The following is a 21,689-nucleotide window of genomic DNA, read 5'->3' on the forward strand; positions in this document are numbered from 1 at the left end:
GGAAAGGCCGCGCACAGGAGGCCAACGTGACATTCACGCGATACGCGATCTATTTTATGCCCCCGGCGCGGGCGGAATGGACGAAATTCGCCACCAGCTGGCTGGGCTGGGATATGGAGGTCGGAACGCCCATTGCCCACCCGGTGATAAACGGTGTGGACGTTGCAGCCGTGACCGAGGTGCCGCGCAAATACGGGCTGCATGCGACGATGAAGCCCCCGTTTTGCCTGCGGGATAGGCAGTCGGTTGAAGCGTTGCACGACGCCTGCGCGCGGCTTGCGGCCACGCAGGCCCCGGTCGCCCTGGGCGGGCTGCAGATCGCCCGATTGGGTCGGTTTCTGGCTTTGCGTCCGATGGGGGATGAGGTCGCTCTGAACGCGCTGGCTGCCGCCTGTGTGCGTGATCTGGACAGCTTTCGTGCCCCGCCATCGGAGGCCGAACTGCACCGCCGCCGCGCCCATGGCCTGAACGCCCGGCAAGAGGCTAACCTGGTGCAATGGGGTTATCCGCATGTGATGGAGTCTTTCCGTTTTCACATCACCCTCAGCGGTAAATTGGACAAACCCACGTTGTCGACAGTTGAGCGCGCGCTGCAATCGCACCTTGTTCCCCTGCTGCCCGCGCCCTTTCAAATCAATGATCTGGCTTTGGTGGGCGAGGCAAGGGATGGGCGGTTTCACCTGATCCATCGCTACGTCCTTTCCGGCTGAAGCTGATCGAGAATGGCTTCAACCGTAGCCTCCAGCGGCCCGGAGTTGTCAATCTCGATCACCCGTTTCAGCCCCTCGGGCAAAGGCACTTTGGCACACGCCAACCTTCGTGTCTGCTCAGGTGCGCTCTCACGTCCGCGCATCAACAGGCGTTGCGCCAACACTTCGGGATCAGCGGTCAGAGAGATCACGATCAGATCGCCAAACACCTCTTGGGCCTGCAACAAGACAGATCGGGACAGGTTCACCAAAATGGCATCTGCCCTTTGCCGCTGTTTTTCAATGGTGCGGGGCACGCCGTAGAACAGACCATGCGCGGACCAGTGTAGCGCAAAGGCATCCCGCGCAACCATCTGATGAAACTCAGTATCAGACACTCGGTCGAAATCCTCACCCTCTTCGCCCTCGGGTCGCGTGATCACGCGGCGTGCCAAACAAATGCCGGTCGCACGGGCCACCAACGCCTGCATCACGCTGTCCTTGCCGACGCCTGACGGGCCCACGACCGCTATGACAGTGGCAAGGCTCATGCGGCCATTCCAGGTGCAAAGTCGGATACGTTGACCTCGCGATCACAGGCGCACTTGCGTGCGTCCACGTCGTGGAAAATGCCGGCAATTGCCGCGCCACGTGCCTTGGCCTGAGTGATCAGCGCCAGAACCGTCTCGCGGTTCTTTGCATCCAGTGAGGCCGTGGGCTCATCCAGCAACAACGTCGGATAGTCATGCACAAAGCCTCGCGCGATATTCACCCGCTGCTGTTCACCGCCGGAAAATGTCGTAGGGCTTAGGGTCCACAAGCGTTCGGGAATGTTCAGCCGCACCAGCAGATTAGCTGCTTTGTCCAGAGCCACTTGCCGGTCAAATCCGATGGCCAACAGCGGTTCGGCCACAACCTCAAGCGTTGGCACTCGTGGGACGACACGCAGGAATTGGCTGACGTATCCCAGCGTTTCGCGGCGCAGGTTCAAAATCTCACGCGGTTCAGCCTGAGCTACGTCGAGCCCACCAACCAGAACCTGACCGGATGCCGCCAGATAGTTGCCATAGATCACCCGCATCAAAGTCGACTTGCCCACCCCCGACGCCCCGGTCAAAGCAACACACTCGCCAGGCATGACTTTCAGCGAAGCGCCTTCCATCACCGGGATCACGGCACCGTTCTGATTGTGCAGGGTAAAGCTTTTGCTGACACCTTTAAGTTCGATCATCTCCTTCCCTTTCACACTTGCAGTACGCTTGAAACCAAGAGCTGCGTATAAGCGTGCTGCGGATCGTCCAATACCTGATCGGTCAACCCGGCCTCAACCACGTGGCCGTCCTTCATCACCATCAACCGATCCGCCAGCAGCCGCACCACGGCCAGATCATGGGTTACGATTATGGCGCTCAGCCCCATCTCGCGCACCAGCCCCCGCAGCAGGTCCAACAAGCGCGCCTGAACCGAGACATCCAGCCCACCGGTCGGTTCATCCATGAATACCAGCCGAGGCCCCGTCACCAGGTTGCGCGCGATCTGCAAGCGCTGCTGCATCCCACCGGAAAACGCGGTGGGGCGGTCATCAATGCGGTCTGTGTCAATCTCGACTCGCCCCAACCAATCCATAGCATCGCCTCGGATCGACCCATAGTGGCGGTTACCCAAGGCCATCAGCCGTTCGCCTATGTTCCCCCCCGCGCTGACCGACATGCGCAAACCGTCGCTTGCATGCTGATGGACAAAGGCCCAATCCGTTCGCCCCAGCATCCGGCGTTCGGGTTCCGACATGGTCACTGTGTCCATCGGACCATCCGTGCGCGTGTCAAAGATCACCTGCCCCATGTCCGGCTCCAGATAACCTGCCAGACAGTTCAGCAATGTTGTCTTGCCTGAGCCGCTTTCGCCAACAATGCCCATCACCTCGCTGGGATAGAGATCGAAACTGACTCCCGTACAGCCGATTCGTGCACCATATGTCTTGGTGATGTCCTGAACGCTTAGCAGGGGTGTCATAACCGTCACCTCGGATCGTAGGCAAACTCGATCCGGTTGCCGCCGGGTTCCCGGATCATGAAATGGATTTTCGGACCCGCGCCGGATGGCTCTGGCGCAAATTCGACCATAACCCCTGGCCAGTCCTTGATGGCATCGAATACGGTGTTCAGCGCGGCCTCGTCCGGCACTTTGAATGCCACGTGATGCAGACCCACATTTGCGTGCCGATCGAACCCGCGCCGGTTGTCACCCTTCTGCTGCCACAGGGTCAACACGGCGGCACCGTTGCTGATAAAAGCCGAGGGGTACTCCGGCTTGCCACCCACTACATCCCAGCCTAACCCGTCGACAAAGAACCCTTTCGAGGCGTCCAGATCAGCGACCGTCAGGCCAAGGTGATCAATTCCCAATACATTCTGCCGTATCATATCTCGCCTTCCTTGCTTAATCGCCCTTGGCTCCCCCGCGCGCGTCGCGTGCGGCAGTAATCCGTGTCGGAACAGACAAACATCCGGTTGCCTGCATCATCCATGATTACCTCGTCCAGATAACTGTCCTCTGCCCCGCACAGGTCGCAGGGATGATCGGCCTTGGTGGGTTCGAACGGGTAATCTTCGAAATCCAGGCTCACCACTTTGGTATGCGGCGGCAGCGCATAGATGCGTTGTTCCCGCCCAGCCCCGAACAGCTGGGTCGCGTCCATTTCCAGCTTCGGGTTGTCGAATTTCGGGATCGGCGACGGATCCATCACATAACGCCCCGAGACCTTTACCGGATAGGCATATGCGGTCGAGATCACCCCGTGTTGGCTGATATCCTCGTACAATTTCACATGCATCAGGCCATATTCCTCAAGACTGTGCATCTTGCGGGTCTCGGTCTCGCGCGGTTCGAGAAAACGCAGGGGTTCAGGGATCGGTACCTGATACACAAGGATCTGATCCTCGGTCAGTTTTGCTTCGGGGATGCGATGGCGTGTCTGGATAACAGTTGCCTTCGCGGTTTCCTCGGTTGTCGCCACCCCTGCGGTGTTTTCAAAGAACTTGCGGATCGAAACGGCGTTGGTGGTGTCATCGGCCCCCTGGTCAATCACTTTGAGCGTATCGTCCGGCGTCAATGTTGCAGCCGATACCTGCACGCCGCCCGTTCCCCAGCCATAGGGCATGGGCATCTCACGGCTGGCAAAAGGTACCTGATATCCCGGAACAGCCAGAGCCTTGAGGATAGCTCGGCGGATCATCCGCTTGGTCTGCTCGTCCAAATATGCAAAGTTGTACTCATTCATTTTGAAGTATCACTTTGTGTTTTGGTATTTTTATGGACGTTTTTGTATGTGGAGCGGTCTTTTTGGCCATTATGTTTTATCTCATCCTGCATATCCGCCATTCCAGACGGCGACGAGAATCGATGCTGCGGGACAAGGCCGGTATTTGGAAAGCAATCGGTGCCCCTGACCTTGGCGATCACAGGGTGAAGGACACGGAATAGGAGCAATAAACCGCTTATCCGCTGTGCGTTGGTCAGGCTCATTCGGCTGCCTCCTGCGGTGTAGTCCTCGCCTCGGCCTCGCGCCGCAGCTTGCGGACCAATTCCAGTTCGGACTGAAAATCCACGTAATGCGGCAGCTTGATATGTTCGAGGAACCCGGTCGCTTGAATGTTGTCCGCATGGCTCAGGACAAATTCCTCGTCCTGCGCAGGGGCGCCCAGATTGTCTTCTCCCAATTCCTGCCAGCGTAACGCGCGGTCGACCAAAGCCATGGCGATTGATTTGCGTTCCGACTGGCCAAAGACCAGACCATAACCGCGCGTGAACTGGGGTGGTTCGGTCTTGGAGCCCTTGAACTGGTTCACCGTCTCGCATTCGGTCAATTCCACCTCGCCGATTTCGATGGCAAAGCCCAACTCGGGAATATCCATCTCGACCGCGACTTTGCCGATGCGCAATTCGCCGACAAAGGCGTGGTTGCGGGCGTAACCGCGCTGGGTTGAATAGGCCATGCCCAACACAAACCCCTCATCCCCGCGGGCCAGCGATTGCAAGCGCAGGGGGCGTCCGGCCGGAAACTCCATCGGTTGCCGAGTCAGATCAGCCGGAGCGTCGTCACTTGCGGGTTCATCTTGAATGATATCCTCATCCTTCAGAAAGTCGGCGATATGAGGAACCGGGTCTGTGCGTGGCTGACCTTTGGGTGAGGGCGGAACCTCGCCCTCGGCAGCCAGTTTGAAATCCAGCAAACGATGTGTGTAATCAAAGGTCGGACCCAGCACCTGTCCGCCCGGCGCATCCTTGAACGTGGCCGAGATTCGGCGGTCGCAGGCCATACGGTCTGTTTTAACCGGGTTGGTATACCCGAACCGGGGCAAGGTGGTGCGATAGGCACGGATCAGGAAAATCGCCTCGATCAAATCGCCGCGCGCTTGCTTGATGGCTAGAGCAGCCAGATCGGGGTCGAACAAAGACCCTTCGGCCATTACCCGGTTTACCGCAAGGCTCAGCTGTTCACGGATCTGCGCGATGCTGAGTTCAGCAACATCGGTCGCCCCGCGCCGTTCCTCGGCCAGCCAGGCATGGGCGTTTTCGATGGCCTTCTCACCACATTTTACAGCCACATACATCGACTAACCCTCTGCCTTGATCTGCGTGCTCCGCGGCAACGCCGCGACTTTGTCACCGCAGGTGAAGAAAAAATCACATCCCAATGGATACAGCGCCGCATTGGTTTGAAGCATCGGAATATCCGGTAGTGACAGACGGGCGACGCCCTTGATCCCCGGCCCCGTCAGCGTTGCCCCCGCTTGATTCAGGTCGTCACATTCCACGATCAGCGTCGCTGAACGGTCAGGATACTCAGGCGTTCCAATGCAGAACTGCCCCAAGGGCATCAGCGCTTGCCACGTTCCGATTGCGAACTCAGCCTGGTCAGCTGCCACAAGCGGCGCACCGGTGTGAAAGGTCAACCATTGCCGCACTGCATCCGTATCAACCTCACCCGCCAAAAACACACTGGTGTCCGGGTTGCAAAGCGTCAGCAGCAACGTCCCCGCCACCACGGACAAGGGCGCGGGTGGGTGAGTGCCGATCATCCGGCGGATCTCACCCGGGCGCGCCATGACCGTCATCGCGGCACGAAAAGCATGGGCCGCTTCAATTGGTGCGTTCTGGAACCCGCCTGAAAATTGGTTTTGCACGGTCATCAGTCTTCACCTCGCACCATCGTAAAAAACTCGACCTTGGTGGCCGCGGCCTTGGCGGCGCGGGTTGTTTTGGCTGTCTGCATCTGTTGACCAAGCGGAGCGATCACCCGCGCACGAACGTCTCCGGCGGCGTCGGTTTGCATCAACGCATCAACCAGCGCCGCTATTTCCGCTTTTCGCTTGGAACGTCCCTGCACATAGCCATGACCAATTGTTCCGTCCTGCAACGCGAGCGAACAGCGCGTGATCGTCATTTCACCCAGATTAAATGGCGCGCCTGTGCCGCCGATCCGTCCGCGCACCATCACACCACCTACTTCGGGGTGACGGATCCATTGAAAGCGCGGAAGCGCGCCAATTTCATCCAACAACGCAATCAGTTCTTCTTCTGGAGCGCAGGCCAGCAAACCCATCCATTCCTGACGCGCAGCATTCGCGGTTTTTGTTTTATCGGTCATCAAACCCCCTTGGCCAGGTTGTCTATATGAACTATACAACTAGACAAATATTACACCCCTCGCGGAGAACCCGCAATCCGCGCACCCGTGAAAGTTTGGTGACATGAATAAAACGCCTGTCTGGAAAAGCATTGCGCTCAGCCTGACCTCGGACATAGCCGAGGGGCGATACAATACCGGTGACCGGTTGCCGACCGAGGCGCAATTGGCGGCGCAACATGGTGTCAATCGGCATACGGTACGGCGCGCGCTGTCGGACATGGCCGAACAAGGTCTGGTCCGCCCACGGCGCGGGTCAGGCGTTTTTGTGGCCGCGCGCCCGACCGATTATCCAATTGGCAAACGGGTGAGATACCACAAAAGCATATCGGCCAGCGGTAAGATGCCGGGCAAGACGATCCTGTCGTTGACCACCCGCGCGGCAGATGAAACCGAAGCCGAAGCTCTGCAGCTTACCCCCGGAGACACGGTTCACGTGTATGACGGCCTGTCTCTGGCCGATGGCCAGCCCATCGGCCTATTTCAGAGCGTCTTTCCGGCTGATCGTCTGCCCGACATCCTGACTGCGCTGCAAGACACGCGATCCGTGACCAAGGCACTGCAACGCTGTGGCGTCGCAGACTACACCCGTGTGTCTACCCGCCTGACCGCGCGGGCTGCCACGGCGACACAGGGTTTGCATCTGCAACTGTCGCAAGGCGCTCCGGTGCTGTTCTCGACGGGGATCAATGCCGATCTAAACGGCGTACCGGTCGAATTCGGGCGCACGGTTTTTGCAGGAGAGCGGGTTACCCTGACCCTGAATAACGATTGAGCACCGGAGGCTCTCGCCCGTCTTCGACCTCCTTGCGGAGGCCTCATCCCGTTGGGCGTAGCGCCGCGCTGCGCGTGGCGCCGGGCCCAAAGCCGCCAGGGGGTATCGGCACAGCCCATGCGCCAGCGGGTGCGGGAGTGGTTCCGCTCTTTGACATGACTGCTCCTAAAATGCTCAAGCACTCCTGCAACGCGGTGAAAGTTTTGTAACGTTTGGCAAACCGCGGGGGCTACCCTTTGCAATGCAGCGCAGGTATACGCGACCGCGACTCTTCAGCTGACACGAGGCCACCATGAGCTTTGACCGCACCATCAAGATCGCCCCGTCGATCCTATCCGCCGATTTCGCCAATTTCGGGCAAGAGATTCAGGCGATCGAGGCCCAGGGCGCGGATTGGGTCCATGTCGACGTTATGGACGGCCATTTCGTCCCGAACCTGACTTTTGGCCCACCCGCCGTCAAGGCATTCCGCCCGCATGTCAAAACGGTGATGGATGTCCACCTGATGATTGCGCCGGTTGATCCTTATATTCAGGCTTATGCCGATGCAGGTGCCGATATCCTTACGGCGCATGTCGAGGCCGGTCCGCACACCCACCGTACGATGCAAGCCATTCGTGCAGCCGGGATGAAGGCAGGGGTTGCGCTGAATCCCGGCACGCCAGCCGAAGCCGTCGAGCATCTTCTGGACCTGACCGATTTGGTCTGCGTCATGACCGTGAACCCTGGATTCGGTGGTCAGAAGTTCATCGACATGACCAGCAAAGTCCGCAAACTGCGTCAGATGATCGGTGACCGCCCCGTGCATATCGAGATCGACGGCGGTGTTGACCCGAAAACAGCCCCATTGGTTGCAGCCGCAGGTGCTGACGTGCTGGTCGCAGGATCAGCCGTCTTCAAGGGTGGATCAGTTGAAAGCCCCGGTGTCTATGGCGACAATATTCGCGCAGTACGGGCTGCCGCAGAATCCGCCGTTTAGGCCATCTGTAACCTGGCGGTTTGCAGAAACCGCGAAATCTCGAGCCCAAGGCTGGCTTCGATTGAAATTGCCAGATCTGGCTGTTTTTGCAGTTCCGCAGTCAGATCGGACATGTTCCATTCGATCACCCGTGACGGTTTAAGGGCTGTCACGGTCACCGGCGCGGTAAAGCCCTGATCTTTGGCCAGAAAGGCCGTCCCGCCAAGGAACCGGCCTTCGCCCAGCGTGTCTACGCGGTCTCCGCTCATCTCAACACCGATTTCCCCATCCACGATAAGCGATAGGCTGTGTACCGGGCTACCTTGCGTTAACAGATTGGTTCCAACCGGAACTGTTTTTGCAACTCCCATTCTCAGCAGGTCATATGCGTCCCGCTCCGAGAAATTGCGCAAAGCGATTTCATAGAGGTGTCTTTGCATATCGGTAAATGGCACCGGGCGTCGTTCCAGCAACAAACGCACAATCCAAAAGATGTTGATACCGGTGAAAAACAGGTTCCACCCGATCGGGGCCCACAGCGGCGCGGGTTGCAGATAGTAATAGGGCAGCAGGATCATCGCGCCAATCACCGACAGAACACGCAGCCAGAAAATATCCCTGACCGAATAAGATATCAGGTAAAAGACATTCGCCGCATTTACCAAAAGGTCCAAACCCACCATGCCCTACCTCATCAGTTTTGTGCGCTGACCGGGGCCAGGCGCGCTTTACAGGTGCATGTTGAGTTTAGCAGTCGCTGTTAGGTGGGCTAGAGCGTTGACTCCGGCCTATTACTTTTTCACCCGGAATCTTTCCGGTTTCTCTGAAAGACAGGTTATGTGGCTTACTTTCTGCTGCGGATGTAGCAAGTGCGATCTGGTGCCCGTCTCAGGATCATCGGCGCTTAGGATTGCGGCTTGCATGTCGCCCAGATCGGTGCTGTGCAGGATACGCGTGCTGTAGTGTACGAACGGAAGTCCAAACATGATTTACCCCAAACTCTGATTTTCTGACACCAACCCCTGCGGGTCTCGCGCCGTTTGCTTCGAGTGCAAACATGGGGTCACTTCTTTGCGTTGAAGTGGAGGTAAAATTAAACCGCCAAAACGACCGCAGATCTTGCCACGAAAATAGCAATTGCCAAGCAGGTCATCTTGTGACCATGAACAGCCGCATCAAACATCTAAATGAGAATGCCCCATGATTGAACGCATCGACACCGGCGAACGGTCCTCGAAAATCGTAAAACACAACGGCGTGGCCTACCTGACCGGACAAGTCGCCGAGGGTGACACTATTCAGGAACAAGTCCGAATTTGCCTCGAAAAAATCGATGCCCTGCTCGTACAAGCCGGGTCATCACGTGAAAATATGTTGCGTGTTACGATCTGGCTGGCCGATATGAAAGATTTTGCCGGATTGAACGAGGTCTGGAATGCCTGGGTTCCAAAAGGTCACGCACCGGCCCGCGCCTGCGGGGAAGCCAAGCTGGCACGCCCCGAACTGAAAGTGGAATTTATCGTGGATGCTGCTTACGATTAAGCCTTCGGCAAAGGCAGTTTGCGCGCCTAGGAACTGATAAATCCAAACAAAAAAAGGGCGCCCCAAGGGACGCCCTTTCTTTGAGTATTGGCTTAAGCGCCTTACTCGATGATTTTCGACACAACGCCGGCGCCGACGGTGCGGCCGCCTTCGCGGATGGCGAAACGCAGGCCGTTTTCCATCGCGATCGGGGCGATCAGCTCAACCTCGAACGACACGTTGTCGCCGGGCATGACCATCTCGGTGCCTTCGGCCAGGGTCACGGTGCCGGTCACGTCCGTTGTACGGAAGTAGAACTGCGGACGGTAGTTCGCGAAGAACGGAGTGTGACGACCGCCTTCTTCCTTTGTCAGGATATAGGCTTCGGCTTCGAACTTGGTGTGCGGTGTAACCGAACCCGGCTTACACAGAACCTGACCACGCTCAACGCCTTCACGGTCAACACCACGCAGCAGAGCGCCGATGTTGTCGCCCGCTTCACCGCGGTCCAGCAGCTTGCGGAACATTTCAACACCGGTACAGGTGGTTTTGCTGGTGTCGCGGATGCCGACGATTTCGATCTCGTCGCCAACATTGATCACGCCACGCTCAACACGCCCCGTAACAACGGTACCACGGCCCGAGATCGAGAACACGTCTTCGATCGGCATCAGGAACGGCTGGTCAACAGCACGCTCAGGGGTGTCGATGTAGTCATCAACAGCCGCCATCAGTTCCTTGATTTTCTCTTCGCCGATTTCCGGGTTGTTGCCTTCCATCGCGGCCAGAGCCGAACCTGCGATGATCGGAATATCGTCGCCGGGGTAGTCATACGAAGACAGCAGCTCGCGGATTTCCATTTCCACCAGTTCCAGCAGCTCTTCGTCGTCAACCTGGTCAACTTTGTTCATGAACACGACCATCTTCGGGATACCAACCTGGCGGCCCAGCAGAATGTGCTCGCGGGTCTGCGGCATCGGGCCGTCAGCAGCGTTCACAACCAGGATCGCGCCGTCCATCTGAGCGGCACCGGTGATCATGTTCTTGACGTAGTCGGCGTGGCCGGGGCAATCAACGTGCGCATAGTGGCGATTGTCGGTCTCGTATTCCACGTGGGCGGTCGAGATGGTGATGCCACGAGCCTTCTCTTCAGGCGCGCCGTCGATTTGGTCATACGCTTTGAAGTCACCGAAATACTTGGTGATTGCTGCGGTCAGCGTGGTTTTACCGTGGTCAACGTGCCCAATCGTGCCGATGTTGACGTGCGGTTTTGTACGCTCAAACTTTTCCTTTGCCATTCCTCAGGCGCCCTTTTGCGATTTGGGGGACCCTTGGTCCCGTGGTTACATCTGCGCGCGCGAGATATTTGGTTCAAAGGGGAAAATCAAGCACATCCTGCGTGAAAAGCAGGTTAAGATGCCGGATTTTGCGTAACAACACCGGATTCGAGCGGTTGGATCAGGTCTGGACGACGATCAAACCAGCCATTGTCTTTATGTTCCTCGGCCAACCATTCCTCGACTCGGTCCGCGACCTTCAGTGCAAGCCCGCTCATCTGCTCTTCTTTGGTCCGTTCGTGGCCAGAGCCCTTCAAAGCACTGCCGCCGGTCGTGTCCTCGAGAACCTGGAACTGCTTGCCCTTGGCAAGGAACTCTTTTTTGTTCACGTCATAGACGTTGACCAGGACAATTGCCGTGCTTTTCGGATTGTAGATGACCGGGATACCCGGAGGCGCAAGCATATAGCCTTCGAGGCTGATACCGATGTCGTATTCCTGCACGCCTTCATAGCGACCCAGCCGGATATCAACTGCGTTCTGAATAGCAGCGGTCCATTCATCCGGTGTGGCATCGCGGCTGACCGGCCCCTGCACCGCCTTCTCAGCAAAGGCATAATTGACCCGCAACTTGAATTCGCCCAGCGATTCCGGCTCTTCATATAGCTGCGTTTGCGTGCAGGCGCCCATAAGGGCCAATCCGGTAATCAAAGTCAGAATGCGCAGCATAGGTTCATCTCGATAGGCCTGTTTTTCTTTGGTCTAGCGCACCGATACGGCCTGTGCCAAGCCGTATCAGCGAAATTCTACCTGCGTCCAGCGCATATTCACGAGAATTTATAGTCACGCGGGAAACCATAGGGTGGCTTTTTCCCAACACTAGCGCGCTTGGCGAGCCATTGGGACATATCCGCCTCGTGCCGGGTTTTATCCCCACCCATCGACCACTTGAGACCCTCTTCCCAATTGAAGGTGGTCAGGTCGGACAAGCCACCATCCAGCTCAAGTGTTCCCTGCCGTCCACGCGCCATGTTGTATTTCTGCAAACGCACACCTTTGCCGCGGGTCATCTCGGGCAATTCTTCGGTTGGGAAGACCAGGAACTTACCGTTCTGAGACACCACCGCCACGTGATCGCCATCGATGGGCTTACAGATCATTGCGGTTTCTTCGCCTTTGACGTTCAGCACCTGTTTACCGTTGCGGGTCTGGGCCAGCACCTCATCCTCGGGCACCATGAACCCGTTACCCGCATCCGAGGCCACAAGCAGCTTGCGCCCGGGTTTATGGATCAGGATGTCGATGATCTGCGCCTCGTTCGGTAGATCGACCATCAGACGCAGCGGCTCGCCCATGCCTCGCCCGCCGGGCAGGTTGGCGGCGCTGACCGTGTAAAACCGCCCGTTCGAGGCAAACACCAGCAGCCTATCCGTCGTTTCCGCGTGGAAGATGAAACGCGGGCCGTCGCCATCCTTGAATTTCAACTCTCGCTTCAGGTCGATATGCCCGGTCATGGCGCGAATCCAGCCCATCTGAGAGCAGACGACCGTGATCGGTTCCTTATCGATCATCGCCTCAAGGGGAACCTCTTCAACCTGTCCGGCTTCGGCAAACTGGGTACGGCGCGCGCCGCCTTCGTAATCTTTGCCAAAGGTCTTTCTGGTCTCTCTCAACTGCTCGGCGATCTTGGCCCATTGCAAGGCCGGATCGGCCAGCAAGTCCTCAAGATTGGCGCGCTCCATCATCAGCTCGTCGCGCTCGCGCACCAACTCCATCTCTTCCAGACGGCGCAAGCTGCGCAGGCGCATGTTGAGGATCGCGTCGACCTGAACCTCGGACAGCTCGCCCTCACCCGGTTTGGGTGAGACATAGTCGGCCTCACTTGTGGCACGGACATGATCGATCCCCCAGTCCTCGCGCATCAGCGCGGCTTTGGGGTCGTCGTCGTAGCGGATAATGTCGATCACACGGTCGAGGTTCAGGAAGGCGACGATAAAGCCTTCCAACACCTCAAGGCGGTGGTCGATCTTGGCCATACGGTGACGCGAACGTCGCAGCAGCACCTCTTGCCGATGATCGAGGAAGGCGCGCAGGACTTCCTTCATCGAGCAGACCTTGGGCGTGACCCCGTCGATCAGCACGTTCATGTTCAGGCTGAACCGCACCTCAAGGTCCGAGTTGCGATAGAGCATGCCCATCAGCACCTCGGGGTCCACATTCTTGGAACGCGGCTCAAGTATCAGGCGGATGTCATCAGCAGATTCGTCGCGCACATCAGCGAGAATTGGAATTTTCTTGGTCTGGATAAGCTCGGCGATCTTTTCGATCAGCTTGGATTTCTGAACCTGATACGGAATCTCAGTGACAATGATCTGCCACTGGCCACGGCCCAGATCCTCAACCTCGAACTTACAGCGCAGACGGAAGGACCCGCGCCCGGTGCGATATGCCTGCGCGATATTCTCGGGCGGCTCGACAATGACGCCACCGGTCGGGAAATCGGGGCCGGGCACATAGTTCAGCAGGGTGTCGTCACGCGCGTCTGGTGTTTTGATCAAATGCAGGCAGGCGTCACACAGCTCGGCGATGTTATGCGGCGGAATGTTTGTCGCCATACCGACCGCGATGCCGCTGGAGCCATTGGCCAGCAGGTTCGGAAACTGCGCGGGCAGCACGACCGGTTCGGTCAGCGTGCCGTCATAGTTATCGCGGAAATCGACGGCGTCCTCGTTCAGACCCTCAAGCAGCGCCTCGGCGACGATGGTCATCCGTGCCTCGGTGTATCGCGAGGCCGCCGGGTTATCACCATCGATATTGCCGAAGTTCCCCTGCCCGTCGACCAGCGGGTAACGGACGTTGAAGTCCTGCGCCAGACGCGCCATCGCATCGTAAATCGCGGCGTCGCCGTGCGGGTGATAGTTGCCCATCACGTCGCCGGAAATCTTCGCAGACTTACGGAAACCACCCGTCGCACTGAGTCGCAACTCGCGCATCGCATACAGGATTCGCCGGTGAACCGGCTTCAGCCCGTCGCGCGCATCAGGCAGCGCCCGGTGCATGATGGTAGACAAAGCATAGGTCAGATAGCGTTCGCCAATCGCGCGGCGTAGCGGTTCGGCTATCTCGCCCCCGTTGTCGGGGGCCTCCATGTTGGGGTCGTCGATCGTATCGGTCATACATGATGTGATACGCCGCAACCGCGCGCTGGTAAAGCGAGCAGCACGCATTTTACTGGGGACAAGTGGCGCTTTTTGCAACAGGGGGAGGCAACCCCCCGATTTCCCCCGTCTTTCGACTTGGACCCTGAAATATGCTACGCTGACTGGATTAGACTGCTGCCTATTTCTTGTATCTTACGATTGACCCTGGGGGATGCGCCATGACGCGCCTTGTTGTTTTTACTTTCGCTGCACTTGGTTGGTGCTTTTACGTAATGAGCGGCGGGCCGGATTTCGAACCGCGTGGCCTGCGTGCTGAGCAACCCGCTCGTATTGCAACCGCCCCGGCGCAAACCATTGCTCCTGCCCAGGCCGAAGAGCTTGTGACCAATGTCGCAGTTCGTGCGCCAACTGCACGTGTGAAACCCAAGCCTGCCGTGGAAGAGGTGGTCGAATTTGTGGCCGATGATGCCACGCTGGGGTCTTTCTCAACCATTACGGTTTTCGCGGACCAAGACGCCAACATCACGCTTGCTTCGCTTGAGGACGGTGTGGCCGGGCTGCGCCAGATCACGGATGACGTGCAGGAAGATGTGGCCGAAACACCCGCCATCCCCGAGCCCGAAAAAGACATTCGCGAGATTTCGGGAACCCGCGTGAACATGCGCGACGGGCCGGGTACGATCTATCCGATTGTCGGCAAGGCCACCATCGGTCAGAAGGTCGAAGTACTAAGCGAATCCGGAACCGGCTGGTTGCGCCTGCGCGTGTTGCCTCAGCAACAGGTCGGATGGATTTCGGCCTCGCTGGTGCGAAAAATCGCGAACTGACGCAGCCGTGTCATTGTCCTGACCTGAACCTCGCCATAGCTATAGATCAGGTTCAGATTCAGGAAGACCATGCAAAAAACCATTCTTATCACCGGCTGCTCCTCGGGCATTGGACTGGATGCGGCGCACGGCATGCGCGCCCGAGGTTGGCGGGTGTTTGCCTCCTGCCGTCAGCAGCGAGATTGCGACCGGCTGCGGGCACAAGGGTTTGAAAGCCCGCATATTGATTACACCGACGCCAACAGCATCACCGCGGGGCTGGCTTCGGTGTTTGAGGCGACGGGTGGCACGCTGGATGCGTTGTTCAACAATGGCGCGCATGGCCTGCCCGGTGCGGTCGAGGATTTGCCGACGGACGGCTTGCGCGCAATTTTCGAGGCCAATTTTTTTGGCTGGCACGAGCTGACCCGGCAGGTGATTCCAGCCATGAGGGCGCAAGGACATGGGCGAATCGTTCAGAACTCGTCCGTGCTGGGCCTGGTGGCCTATCCCTGGCGCGGCGCCTATGTGGCCACGAAGTACGCGGTCGAAGGTCTGACGGACACGCTGCGCCTGGAACTGGCAGATACCGACATCAAGGTTATCCTGATCGAGCCCGGCCCGATCACCTCGAAAATCCGCGAAAACTCGATCCCCTTCTTTGAAAAATTCATCAACTGGCAGAACTCGCCCCTGCGAGAGCGGTACGAATCTTCGTTGTTGAAAAGACTGTACGAATCCTCGGGGCCGGATCGGTTCGAACTACCCGCGTCGGCGGTAACCGACAAGCTGGCCCATGCGGTCGAATCAAAACGGCCACGCGCGCGATACTATGTGACGACGCCGACTTATATCGCCGGATACCTGCGCCGCGTTCTGCCGACCCGCACGATTGATCGCATTCTGTCGGACGTCTGAGGCAATATTACCCGTTCGCTTTTCACACCTACGGGGCTAGATGATAGCCCAAGGAAACAAAAAACGCGGACGGTGTACCCATGGACCTAATGATGGTCGTTTTGCTGTTGGCCATGGCGGCTGTTGTCGTCGTGCTGGCGATTGGCATCTCAAACTTTGGCAAAAGCGGCAAAGAGGCCGCGATGAAAAGCAACAAGATGATGCGCCTGCGTATCCTGTTTCAGTTCATTGCCGTAGTGCTGATCGTGCTTTACGTCTGGTTGCGTGGACAAGGAGCCCAATAGATGGTCGTTCTCAACAAGATTTACACGCGCACTGGCGATGACGGCAAAACCGCTCTGGGCAATGGTGAGCGCGTTGCAAAGTATTCCGGCCGTGTTGCTGCCTATGGCACTGTTGACGAGTTGAACGCATTTGTTGGCGTGGCCCGCACCGAAGCCAAGGGCGATGTCGAAGCCGCCCTGTCCCGTATCCAGAACGATTTGTTCGATTTGGGCGCTGATTTCTGCCGTCCCGACATGGAAAAGGATGCCGAGGCCGACTATCCCCCGCTGCGCGTCGTGCCGGCCCAGATCGACCGGTTGGAAGCGGAAATCGACGCCATGAACGAAGCATTGGAGCCGCTGCGCAGCTTCATTCTGCCGGGTGGTTCGCGACTGGCGGCACATCTTCACGTGTGCCGCACTGTTTCACGCCGGGCCGAACGGCTGGCGGTAGAGCTGACCAATATGGAACCGGTGAACACGGTTGCGGTGAAATACCTCAACCGTCTCAGCGACTGGTTCTTCGTCGCCGCACGCTGTGCCAATGAAAACGGCACGCAGGATGTGCTTTGGGTTCCGGGAGCGAACCGCTAAGTCGCGGACCTTAACGTCAAAAAACACGAAACGCGACGTCCCAAACCCATGACGTGACGATTTTGCTCTGTTGCAGGGTGAATTCAGACGTTATTCAGTCGTCCGAGAGCATTGGTGGAGTCGCAACGCGGCTTACCGTTTTTTGTGAGGAGCAAGCGCTAAAATGAAGGTACTCGTGCCTGTCAAACGCGTGATTGACTACAATGTGAAGGTTCGCGTTAAAGCGGACGGTAGCGGTGTCGATCTCGCCAATGTCAAAATGTCGATGAACCCGTTCGACGAGATTGCGGTGGAAGAGGCGATCCGCCTGAAAGAAGCCGGTAAGGCGGAAGAGGTTGTGGCCGTTTCGATTGGCGTCAAGCAGGCGCAAGAAACCCTGCGGACCGCGCTGGCCATGGGCGCCGACCGCGCCATTCTTGTTGTGGCCGCCGATGACGTGCATCAAGACATCGAGCCGCTGGCCGTCGCCAAGATCCTGGCCAAAGTGGTCGAAGAAGAGCAGCCCGGCATCGTTCTGGCGGGCAAGCAGGCGATCGACAATGACATGAACGCCACCGGCCAGATGCTGTCGGCCCTGCTGGGCTGGTCGCAAGGCACCTTCGCATCCGAGCTGGACATCGAAGGCGACGCCGCCAAGATCACCCGCGAGGTGGACGGCGGCCTGCAGACCATCAGCGTCAAGATGCCGACCATCGTGACCGTTGATCTGCGCCTGAACGAGCCGCGCTATGCGTCGCTGCCCAACATCATGAAGGCGAAGAAGAAGCCGCTGGAGGAGAAGACCGCTGCCGATTACGGCGTAGACGTTTCCCCGCGCCTTGAGATCGTCAAGACCGAAGAGCCGCCGGCGCGTGCTGCGGGCATCATTGTTGGCTCGGTTGATGAGCTGGTTACGAAACTCAAAGATGCGGGGGCTGTGTAATGGCTGTTCTTCTTCTTGCCGAGGTTAACAATGGCGAGCTGGCGCTGGACGCCACCGCCAAGGCCGTCAATGCCGCCAAGGCTCTGGGCGACATTACCGTTCTGGCCGCTGGCGGTTCCGCCGCTGCTGCTGGAGAAGCCGCTGCCAAGATCGACGGTGTGTCCAAGGTTCTGGTTGCCGAAGACGACTCGCTGGGTCATCGCCTGGCGGAATCGACCGCTGCGCTGATCGTCAGCCTGGCAGGCGACTATGAACATATCGTTGCCCCTGCCACCACCGACGCCAAGAACGTGATGCCGCGCGTTGCCGCGCTGCTGGACGTGATGGTGATCTCGGACGCGTCGGGCGTGGTCGACGGCTCGACCTTCGAGCGCCCGATCTATGCGGGCAACGCCATCCAGACCGTGAAATCGAACGACGCCAAAAAGGTCGTCACCTTGCGGACCGCCAGCTTTGACGCGGCGGGCGAAGGCGGATCGGCCGCGGTCGAGACCGTTTCGGTTCCGGGCTCCGAAGGCCTATCGTCCTGGGTCGAGGACAAGGTCGCCGAAAGCGACCGGCCGGAACTGACTTCGGCTGGGGTCGTTGTCTCGGGCGGACGTGGTGTCGGCTCGGAAGACGATTTCAAACTGATCGAAGGTCTGGCCGACAAGCTGGGCGCGGCGGTTGGTGCCTCGCGCGCGGCGGTCGATTCGGGCTATGCGCCGAACGACTGGCAGATTGGGCAGACCGGTAAGGTTGTTGCCCCGGACCTGTATGTCGCCGTCGGTATCTCGGGTGCGATCCAGCACCTGGCCGGTATGAAGGACAGCAAGGTCATCGTCGCGATCAACAAGGACGAAGAAGCACCGATCTTCCAGGTCGCAGACTTCGGACTGGTTGCCGACCTGTTCCAGGCCGTGCCGGAACTGACCGAAAAGCTTGGCTGATAGCAGAAAAAGATTTTTCGCCGAAAAATCTAGCAAGGCCCGCCACGTGGCGGGCCTTTTTCATTGCAGGTTCCGAATGGATCCGACCAATGCCTCCGCGATTGACCGATGTGCCGCCGGGCCAATCATGTGCTCGGCCATCGGCTGTTGCAATGTACCGAACAACATATCCTCAAGCTCATCAGATTGCCCGGACACATAAGCCGTGCCTTCGACACAATCGGCGCAGAAAGGCCGCACGGCCTTTAGCATTTCAGGAGTGACTGTGATTGGCGCCCTCTCTTCCTGTTGTTCATCATTTTTTTGCGGCAGCACCTTCAGCGCCAACAGCAGGACCGGTACCTTCAACCTTTGCAGCAGGTCGCTGATTTGCCGAACCCAGTTACGACGCAGCTCTTCTGCCACAACCTCAAAGCGGGCATCCTGACAGTCTTGCAAACGCCGCATCAGGTGGCCCACAAAATGGACATCGGTAAAGTCAACCTCGGGGTAGAGGTCGATCAGCTCCTGAGTTGGTACCAAAACCCGGTCGTTGCGCCGGGGATGGACACGGTAATAGTGGTTTGACTGGCTCAGAACCCCGGGCGCCTGTAACACACACAGTTCGGCCCCATTCAACAGCGTGAACAGACCTGCATCGCCGCACAGCGCCTCGACCCCGCAAAACAGGCTGCCCAAATTCAGGCAGCGCCGGTCCAGCCTGTCCTCTAGAATCGCTGCATAAGGACGGTCAACAAATCGCCCATAGGTCTCTTCCCCGCCGACACAGGCCATATAGGCCGTGTCCAAAGACCTCTCTGGTCCCCGAAACCAAAGACGTGATTGACCGTATTGGCATACGGCATGCCCGGCACCTGCCGAGCCTGTTTGATGATAGCTCATAACACTCACCCATTTTTCACCCGGTTGCCATCTTGCCGCCGCATGTCTTGAGAAATTCCTAATGCGCGCAATTTAGACAAATTCGATGGGTCCGATCCCCTTGCCGCCCCTACCGATCTGCCGGTACTGTCCCTTCAATCCCGAGACACAGAGGCATCAGAACATGGACGTAAAATCAGTCGGAGTGATTGGCGCAGGCCAGATGGGCAATGGTATCGCCCACGTCCTGGCCCTTGCGGAATATGACGTTCTGCTGAATGACGTGAACCAGGATGCACTGGAAGCTGCCGTCGCCGCAATCGAAGGCAACATGGCGCGTCAAGCCTCGCGCGGGAAAATTACCGATGAGGCGATGCAAGCCGCCCTTAAACGCGTAAAGACGACACTGGCATTGCCGGAACTGGGGCAAACGGACCTGGTGATCGAGGCCGCCACCGAGCGAGAATCAATAAAGCAGGCGATCTTCGAGGATTTGCAGCCGCACCTGCAGCCGCACACGATTCTGACGTCGAACACGTCGTCAATTTCGATCACCCGCCTGGCCAGTCGTACGGACCGGCCTGAACGGTTTATGGGGTTTCACTTTATGAACCCGGTGCCCGTGATGCAGCTGGTCGAATTGATCCGCGGGATCGCTACGGACGAAGAAACCTTCAACACTTGCAAATCCGTGGTGGATCGTCTGGGTAAAACCGCCGCCAGCGCCGAGGATTTCCCCGCCTTCATCGTGAACCGCATTCTGATGCCGATGATCAACGAGGCGGTCTATACCTTGTACGAAGGCGTGGGCAATGTGCAATCCATCGACCAATCCATGAAATTGGGCGCCAATCACCCGATGGGGCCGTTGGAATTGGCCGATTTCATTGGTTTGGACACCTGTTTGGCTATCATGAATGTGCTGCACGAAGGATTAGCCGACACAAAATACCGCCCCTGCCCGTTGCTGACCAAATATGTCGAAGCCGGATGGCTGGGCCGAAAAACCGAACGTGGGTTTTATGACTATCGGGGCGAGGTCCCGATTCCGACCCGTTAAGGCAGAGGGGGCAGCCCCCTCACCTCCAAGGTATTTTTGGCCAGGTGAAGAAACGGATCAGTTTTGTTGCGTTTCGGCCAGCGACATCGTGCGTTTTCTAAGCCAAGCCATGAAGCCACGCGGGTCGCGTTCCAACAATTGCATGTCCTCGTCCGAGATCGGATCGCCGATAACCGGAGACTGCGGTTTGTTGCACGACCGCACGATCTCATGCAGCAGAAGGCCTTGTCGCAGGATCGGGGACAGCTTGTTGGCAATCTGATAGGCGCGAGAGTTTCTGCCCGGAAAGAAGATCGGAACCACTTTGGCACCGGACCGGCGGATCATCTTGGCGGTGAACACGTTCCACTCCCGCTCTTGCGCCGGGCCGAACCAGTCGTCCGAGGACATCACCACGCCTGACGGGAACAAGGCAACAACACCACCTTCTTTCAGGTGGTCCATCGACTTGCTGCGCATTTCCAGCATCTTGGTTTGCGCTTCGGGGTCATGGGGAAATGGCACCGGGATCATGAACGACGTCGCGGCTTCGTCCAGCCCCGTTAGAACAGAACGGGTAAGGATGCGGTAATCGCTGCGCACCTGGCCAATGAGTTCAGCCAAGATCATCCCGTCAACCATACCGTGGGGGTGGTTCGCCACCACAACAACGGGACCTTCTTTAGGTATACGGGCGATTTGTTCCTGAGGGGTGGTCAGGTCGATGCCCATCGTCTTGAGCGCACCACCCCAGAACCGTTGGCCGCGATAATATTCGTTCTTCTTTTCGAATTTGTTGACCATACGCAGAATGGTCAGCTTGCCAGTACACCATTCGATGGCGCGAATGGCCGTCGACGTCCAGACATCATCGAACGAATTCGCATAGGTCAGGGTTCTACGATCGTAGATCTCACCCTGATCTGTGGTCCCATCCACCACTGGGCCGGTCTTCGTCTCGTGCGTTGTTTCCGCCAATTCCAGGTCTTCCCGTTCTTCGTTGCGCGGCGGATGAAATCAGAAACCTTCCCCGAACTTGTCGTTCACCAGGGTTTCCAAGGCATCAGCCAACGCCTCAGCATCCGGTCCGGACGTCTCGACGTCAATAGTCGTTCCGCGCGAGGCTGCCAACATCAAAAGGCCCATTATACTATCGCCGGATGCAGAAAATCCGTCTTTGGATACTTCGGCCTGTGCGTCAAAGCCCTCGACCACCTCAACCAACTTGGCCGAGGCGCGGGCATGCAAACCTTTTTCATTAATGATTTTCAGGCTTCGATTGGTCATT

27 protein-coding genes are annotated in these 21,689 nt (G+C 58.0%); 11 read left to right on the top strand and 16 right to left on the bottom strand.

Translation table 11 applies throughout. From position 1 onward, the window contains the following. Positions 1–26 precede the first annotated feature (26 nt). On the top strand, positions 27–710 hold the full coding sequence (locus ACR0M2_RS08725; RefSeq protein WP_480704659.1) for a DUF1045 domain-containing protein: 684 nt from the start codon (positions 27–29) through the stop codon (positions 708–710). Here the strand turns inward: ACR0M2_RS08725 and phnN are convergent. Genes phnN through phnG form a run of 9 tightly spaced genes read right to left on the bottom strand, consistent with a single transcriptional unit; the run spans position 692 to position 6,339 of the window. Continuing rightward, positions 692–1,240, bottom strand: a complete 549-nt coding sequence (gene phnN, locus ACR0M2_RS08730) for a phosphonate metabolism protein/1,5-bisphosphokinase (PRPP-forming) PhnN (RefSeq protein ID WP_480704661.1) — start codon at positions 1,238–1,240, stop codon at positions 692–694. The two genes, ACR0M2_RS08725 and phnN, sit on opposite strands and share 19 nt — an antisense overlap. Continuing rightward, positions 1,237–1,920, bottom strand: a complete 684-nt coding sequence (gene phnL, locus ACR0M2_RS08735) for a phosphonate C-P lyase system protein PhnL (RefSeq protein WP_480704663.1) — start codon at positions 1,918–1,920, stop codon at positions 1,237–1,239. Before phnL ends, phnN begins: the two co-directional genes overlap by 4 nt. An 11-nt stretch (positions 1,921–1,931) precedes the next feature. Then, a complete protein-coding gene (phnK, locus tag ACR0M2_RS08740) occupies positions 1,932–2,702 on the bottom strand; it encodes a phosphonate C-P lyase system protein PhnK (protein WP_480704664.1) in 771 nt (256 codons plus the stop codon). A gap of 5 nt (positions 2,703–2,707) precedes the next feature. Continuing rightward, positions 2,708–3,112 (bottom strand): VOC family protein, encoded by a 405-nt coding sequence (locus ACR0M2_RS08745; RefSeq protein WP_480704665.1) that lies wholly within the window; start codon positions 3,110–3,112, stop codon positions 2,708–2,710. Then, the gene (locus tag ACR0M2_RS08750) at positions 3,109–3,969 is read right to left on the bottom strand and encodes an alpha-D-ribose 1-methylphosphonate 5-phosphate C-P-lyase PhnJ (RefSeq protein ID WP_480704667.1); all 861 of its coding nucleotides are present in this window, start codon (positions 3,967–3,969) and stop codon (positions 3,109–3,111) included. The genes ACR0M2_RS08745 and ACR0M2_RS08750 overlap by 4 nt, the downstream gene beginning before the upstream one ends. Beyond that, a complete protein-coding gene (locus ACR0M2_RS08755) occupies positions 3,966–4,214 on the bottom strand; it encodes a hypothetical protein (RefSeq protein WP_480704669.1) in 249 nt (82 codons plus the stop codon). Before ACR0M2_RS08755 ends, ACR0M2_RS08750 begins: the two co-directional genes overlap by 4 nt. Next, the gene (locus ACR0M2_RS08760; protein WP_480704671.1) at positions 4,211–5,302 is read right to left on the bottom strand and encodes a carbon-phosphorus lyase complex subunit; all 1,092 of its coding nucleotides are present in this window, start codon (positions 5,300–5,302) and stop codon (positions 4,211–4,213) included. Before ACR0M2_RS08760 ends, ACR0M2_RS08755 begins: the two co-directional genes overlap by 4 nt. A gap of 3 nt (positions 5,303–5,305) precedes the next feature. Then, a complete protein-coding gene (phnH, locus tag ACR0M2_RS08765; RefSeq protein WP_480704673.1) occupies positions 5,306–5,881 on the bottom strand; it encodes a phosphonate C-P lyase system protein PhnH in 576 nt (191 codons plus the stop codon). Then, positions 5,881–6,339: a phosphonate C-P lyase system protein PhnG gene (gene phnG, locus ACR0M2_RS08770; RefSeq protein ID WP_480704675.1), complete on the bottom strand. Its 459-nt coding sequence runs from the start codon at positions 6,337–6,339 to the stop codon at positions 5,881–5,883. Before phnG ends, phnH begins: the two co-directional genes overlap by 1 nt. Before the next feature lie 103 nt (positions 6,340–6,442). Between phnG and phnF the strand changes: the two genes are divergently transcribed. Together phnF and rpe are read left to right on the top strand one after the other, a co-directional pair. Next, on the top strand, positions 6,443–7,153 hold the full coding sequence (gene phnF, locus ACR0M2_RS08775; protein WP_480637548.1) for a phosphonate metabolism transcriptional regulator PhnF: 711 nt from the start codon (positions 6,443–6,445) through the stop codon (positions 7,151–7,153). A gap of 292 nt (positions 7,154–7,445) precedes the next feature. After that, positions 7,446–8,132 (top strand): ribulose-phosphate 3-epimerase, encoded by a 687-nt coding sequence (rpe, locus tag ACR0M2_RS08780; protein WP_480645325.1) that lies wholly within the window; start codon positions 7,446–7,448, stop codon positions 8,130–8,132. Here the strand turns inward: rpe and ACR0M2_RS08785 are convergent. Beyond that, positions 8,129–8,794, bottom strand: a complete 666-nt coding sequence (locus ACR0M2_RS08785; RefSeq protein ID WP_170351823.1) for a Crp/Fnr family transcriptional regulator — start codon at positions 8,792–8,794, stop codon at positions 8,129–8,131. The two genes, rpe and ACR0M2_RS08785, sit on opposite strands and share 4 nt — an antisense overlap. A gap of 517 nt (positions 8,795–9,311) precedes the next feature. Between ACR0M2_RS08785 and ACR0M2_RS08790 the strand changes: the two genes are divergently transcribed. Next, positions 9,312–9,653 (top strand): RidA family protein, encoded by a 342-nt coding sequence (locus ACR0M2_RS08790; RefSeq protein WP_170351824.1) that lies wholly within the window; start codon positions 9,312–9,314, stop codon positions 9,651–9,653. Positions 9,654–9,754: 101 nt separating this feature from the next. Here ACR0M2_RS08790 and tuf read toward each other — a convergent pair whose 3' ends face one another. The 3 genes from tuf to ACR0M2_RS08805 all read right to left on the bottom strand — a co-directional run bounded on the left by tuf (position 9,755) and on the right by ACR0M2_RS08805 (position 14,084). Beyond that, entirely contained in the window at positions 9,755–10,930 is a 1,176-nt protein-coding gene (tuf, locus tag ACR0M2_RS08795; RefSeq protein ID WP_170362959.1) for an elongation factor Tu, read from the bottom strand. A gap of 113 nt (positions 10,931–11,043) precedes the next feature. Then, positions 11,044–11,637 carry a hypothetical protein gene (locus ACR0M2_RS08800; protein WP_170350410.1) on the bottom strand — a complete coding sequence of 198 codons (594 nt, stop codon included), beginning with the start codon at positions 11,635–11,637 and terminating at the stop codon, positions 11,044–11,046. Positions 11,638–11,735: 98 nt separating this feature from the next. Continuing rightward, positions 11,736–14,084, bottom strand: a complete 2,349-nt coding sequence (locus ACR0M2_RS08805; protein WP_170398730.1) for a DNA topoisomerase IV subunit A — start codon at positions 14,082–14,084, stop codon at positions 11,736–11,738. A gap of 203 nt (positions 14,085–14,287) precedes the next feature. Here ACR0M2_RS08805 and ACR0M2_RS08810 point away from each other — a divergent pair, with 203 nt between their 5' ends. The 6 genes from ACR0M2_RS08810 to ACR0M2_RS08835 all read left to right on the top strand — a co-directional run bounded on the left by ACR0M2_RS08810 (position 14,288) and on the right by ACR0M2_RS08835 (position 18,501). After that, positions 14,288–14,896: an SH3 domain-containing protein gene (locus ACR0M2_RS08810; protein ID WP_480704678.1), complete on the top strand. Its 609-nt coding sequence runs from the start codon at positions 14,288–14,290 to the stop codon at positions 14,894–14,896. Between the two features lie 69 nt (positions 14,897–14,965). Continuing rightward, positions 14,966–15,793 (top strand): SDR family NAD(P)-dependent oxidoreductase, encoded by an 828-nt coding sequence (locus ACR0M2_RS08815; RefSeq protein ID WP_170398727.1) that lies wholly within the window; start codon positions 14,966–14,968, stop codon positions 15,791–15,793. A gap of 80 nt (positions 15,794–15,873) precedes the next feature. Next, positions 15,874–16,077, top strand: coding sequence for a twin transmembrane helix small protein (locus ACR0M2_RS08820; RefSeq protein WP_170350405.1), 204 nt, complete (start codon positions 15,874–15,876; stop codon positions 16,075–16,077). Continuing rightward, positions 16,078–16,650 (top strand): cob(I)yrinic acid a,c-diamide adenosyltransferase, encoded by a 573-nt coding sequence (locus tag ACR0M2_RS08825; RefSeq protein ID WP_480704681.1) that lies wholly within the window; start codon positions 16,078–16,080, stop codon positions 16,648–16,650. A gap of 163 nt (positions 16,651–16,813) precedes the next feature. Beyond that, positions 16,814–17,572, top strand: coding sequence for an electron transfer flavoprotein subunit beta/FixA family protein (locus tag ACR0M2_RS08830; RefSeq protein ID WP_170360063.1), 759 nt, complete (start codon positions 16,814–16,816; stop codon positions 17,570–17,572). Further along, the gene (locus tag ACR0M2_RS08835) at positions 17,572–18,501 is read left to right on the top strand and encodes an electron transfer flavoprotein subunit alpha/FixB family protein (protein ID WP_226688925.1); all 930 of its coding nucleotides are present in this window, start codon (positions 17,572–17,574) and stop codon (positions 18,499–18,501) included. Before ACR0M2_RS08830 ends, ACR0M2_RS08835 begins: the two co-directional genes overlap by 1 nt. A 60-nt stretch (positions 18,502–18,561) precedes the next feature. On the opposite strand, the gene ACR0M2_RS08840 is transcribed toward ACR0M2_RS08835, so the two are convergent. Beyond that, complete coding sequence (locus ACR0M2_RS08840) at positions 18,562–19,383, bottom strand: DUF6473 family protein (protein WP_480704683.1); 822 nt, start codon at positions 19,381–19,383, stop codon at positions 18,562–18,564. Between the two features lie 163 nt (positions 19,384–19,546). Here ACR0M2_RS08840 and ACR0M2_RS08845 point away from each other — a divergent pair, with 163 nt between their 5' ends. Further along, positions 19,547–20,422, top strand: a complete 876-nt coding sequence (locus ACR0M2_RS08845; RefSeq protein WP_170350396.1) for a 3-hydroxybutyryl-CoA dehydrogenase — start codon at positions 19,547–19,549, stop codon at positions 20,420–20,422. Positions 20,423–20,479: 57 nt separating this feature from the next. Here the strand turns inward: ACR0M2_RS08845 and ACR0M2_RS08850 are convergent, their stop codons facing one another. Together ACR0M2_RS08850 and ACR0M2_RS08855 are read right to left on the bottom strand one after the other, a co-directional pair. Then, positions 20,480–21,379 (bottom strand): lysophospholipid acyltransferase family protein, encoded by a 900-nt coding sequence (locus tag ACR0M2_RS08850; protein ID WP_425081470.1) that lies wholly within the window; start codon positions 21,377–21,379, stop codon positions 20,480–20,482. A 39-nt stretch (positions 21,380–21,418) separates the two neighbouring features. Beyond that, the gene (locus tag ACR0M2_RS08855) at positions 21,419–21,688 is read right to left on the bottom strand and encodes an HPr family phosphocarrier protein (RefSeq protein ID WP_170328297.1); all 270 of its coding nucleotides are present in this window, start codon (positions 21,686–21,688) and stop codon (positions 21,419–21,421) included. Between the last annotated feature and the right edge of the window lies 1 nt (position 21,689).

Source organism: Ruegeria sp. BE10 (genome assembly GCF_056538905.1).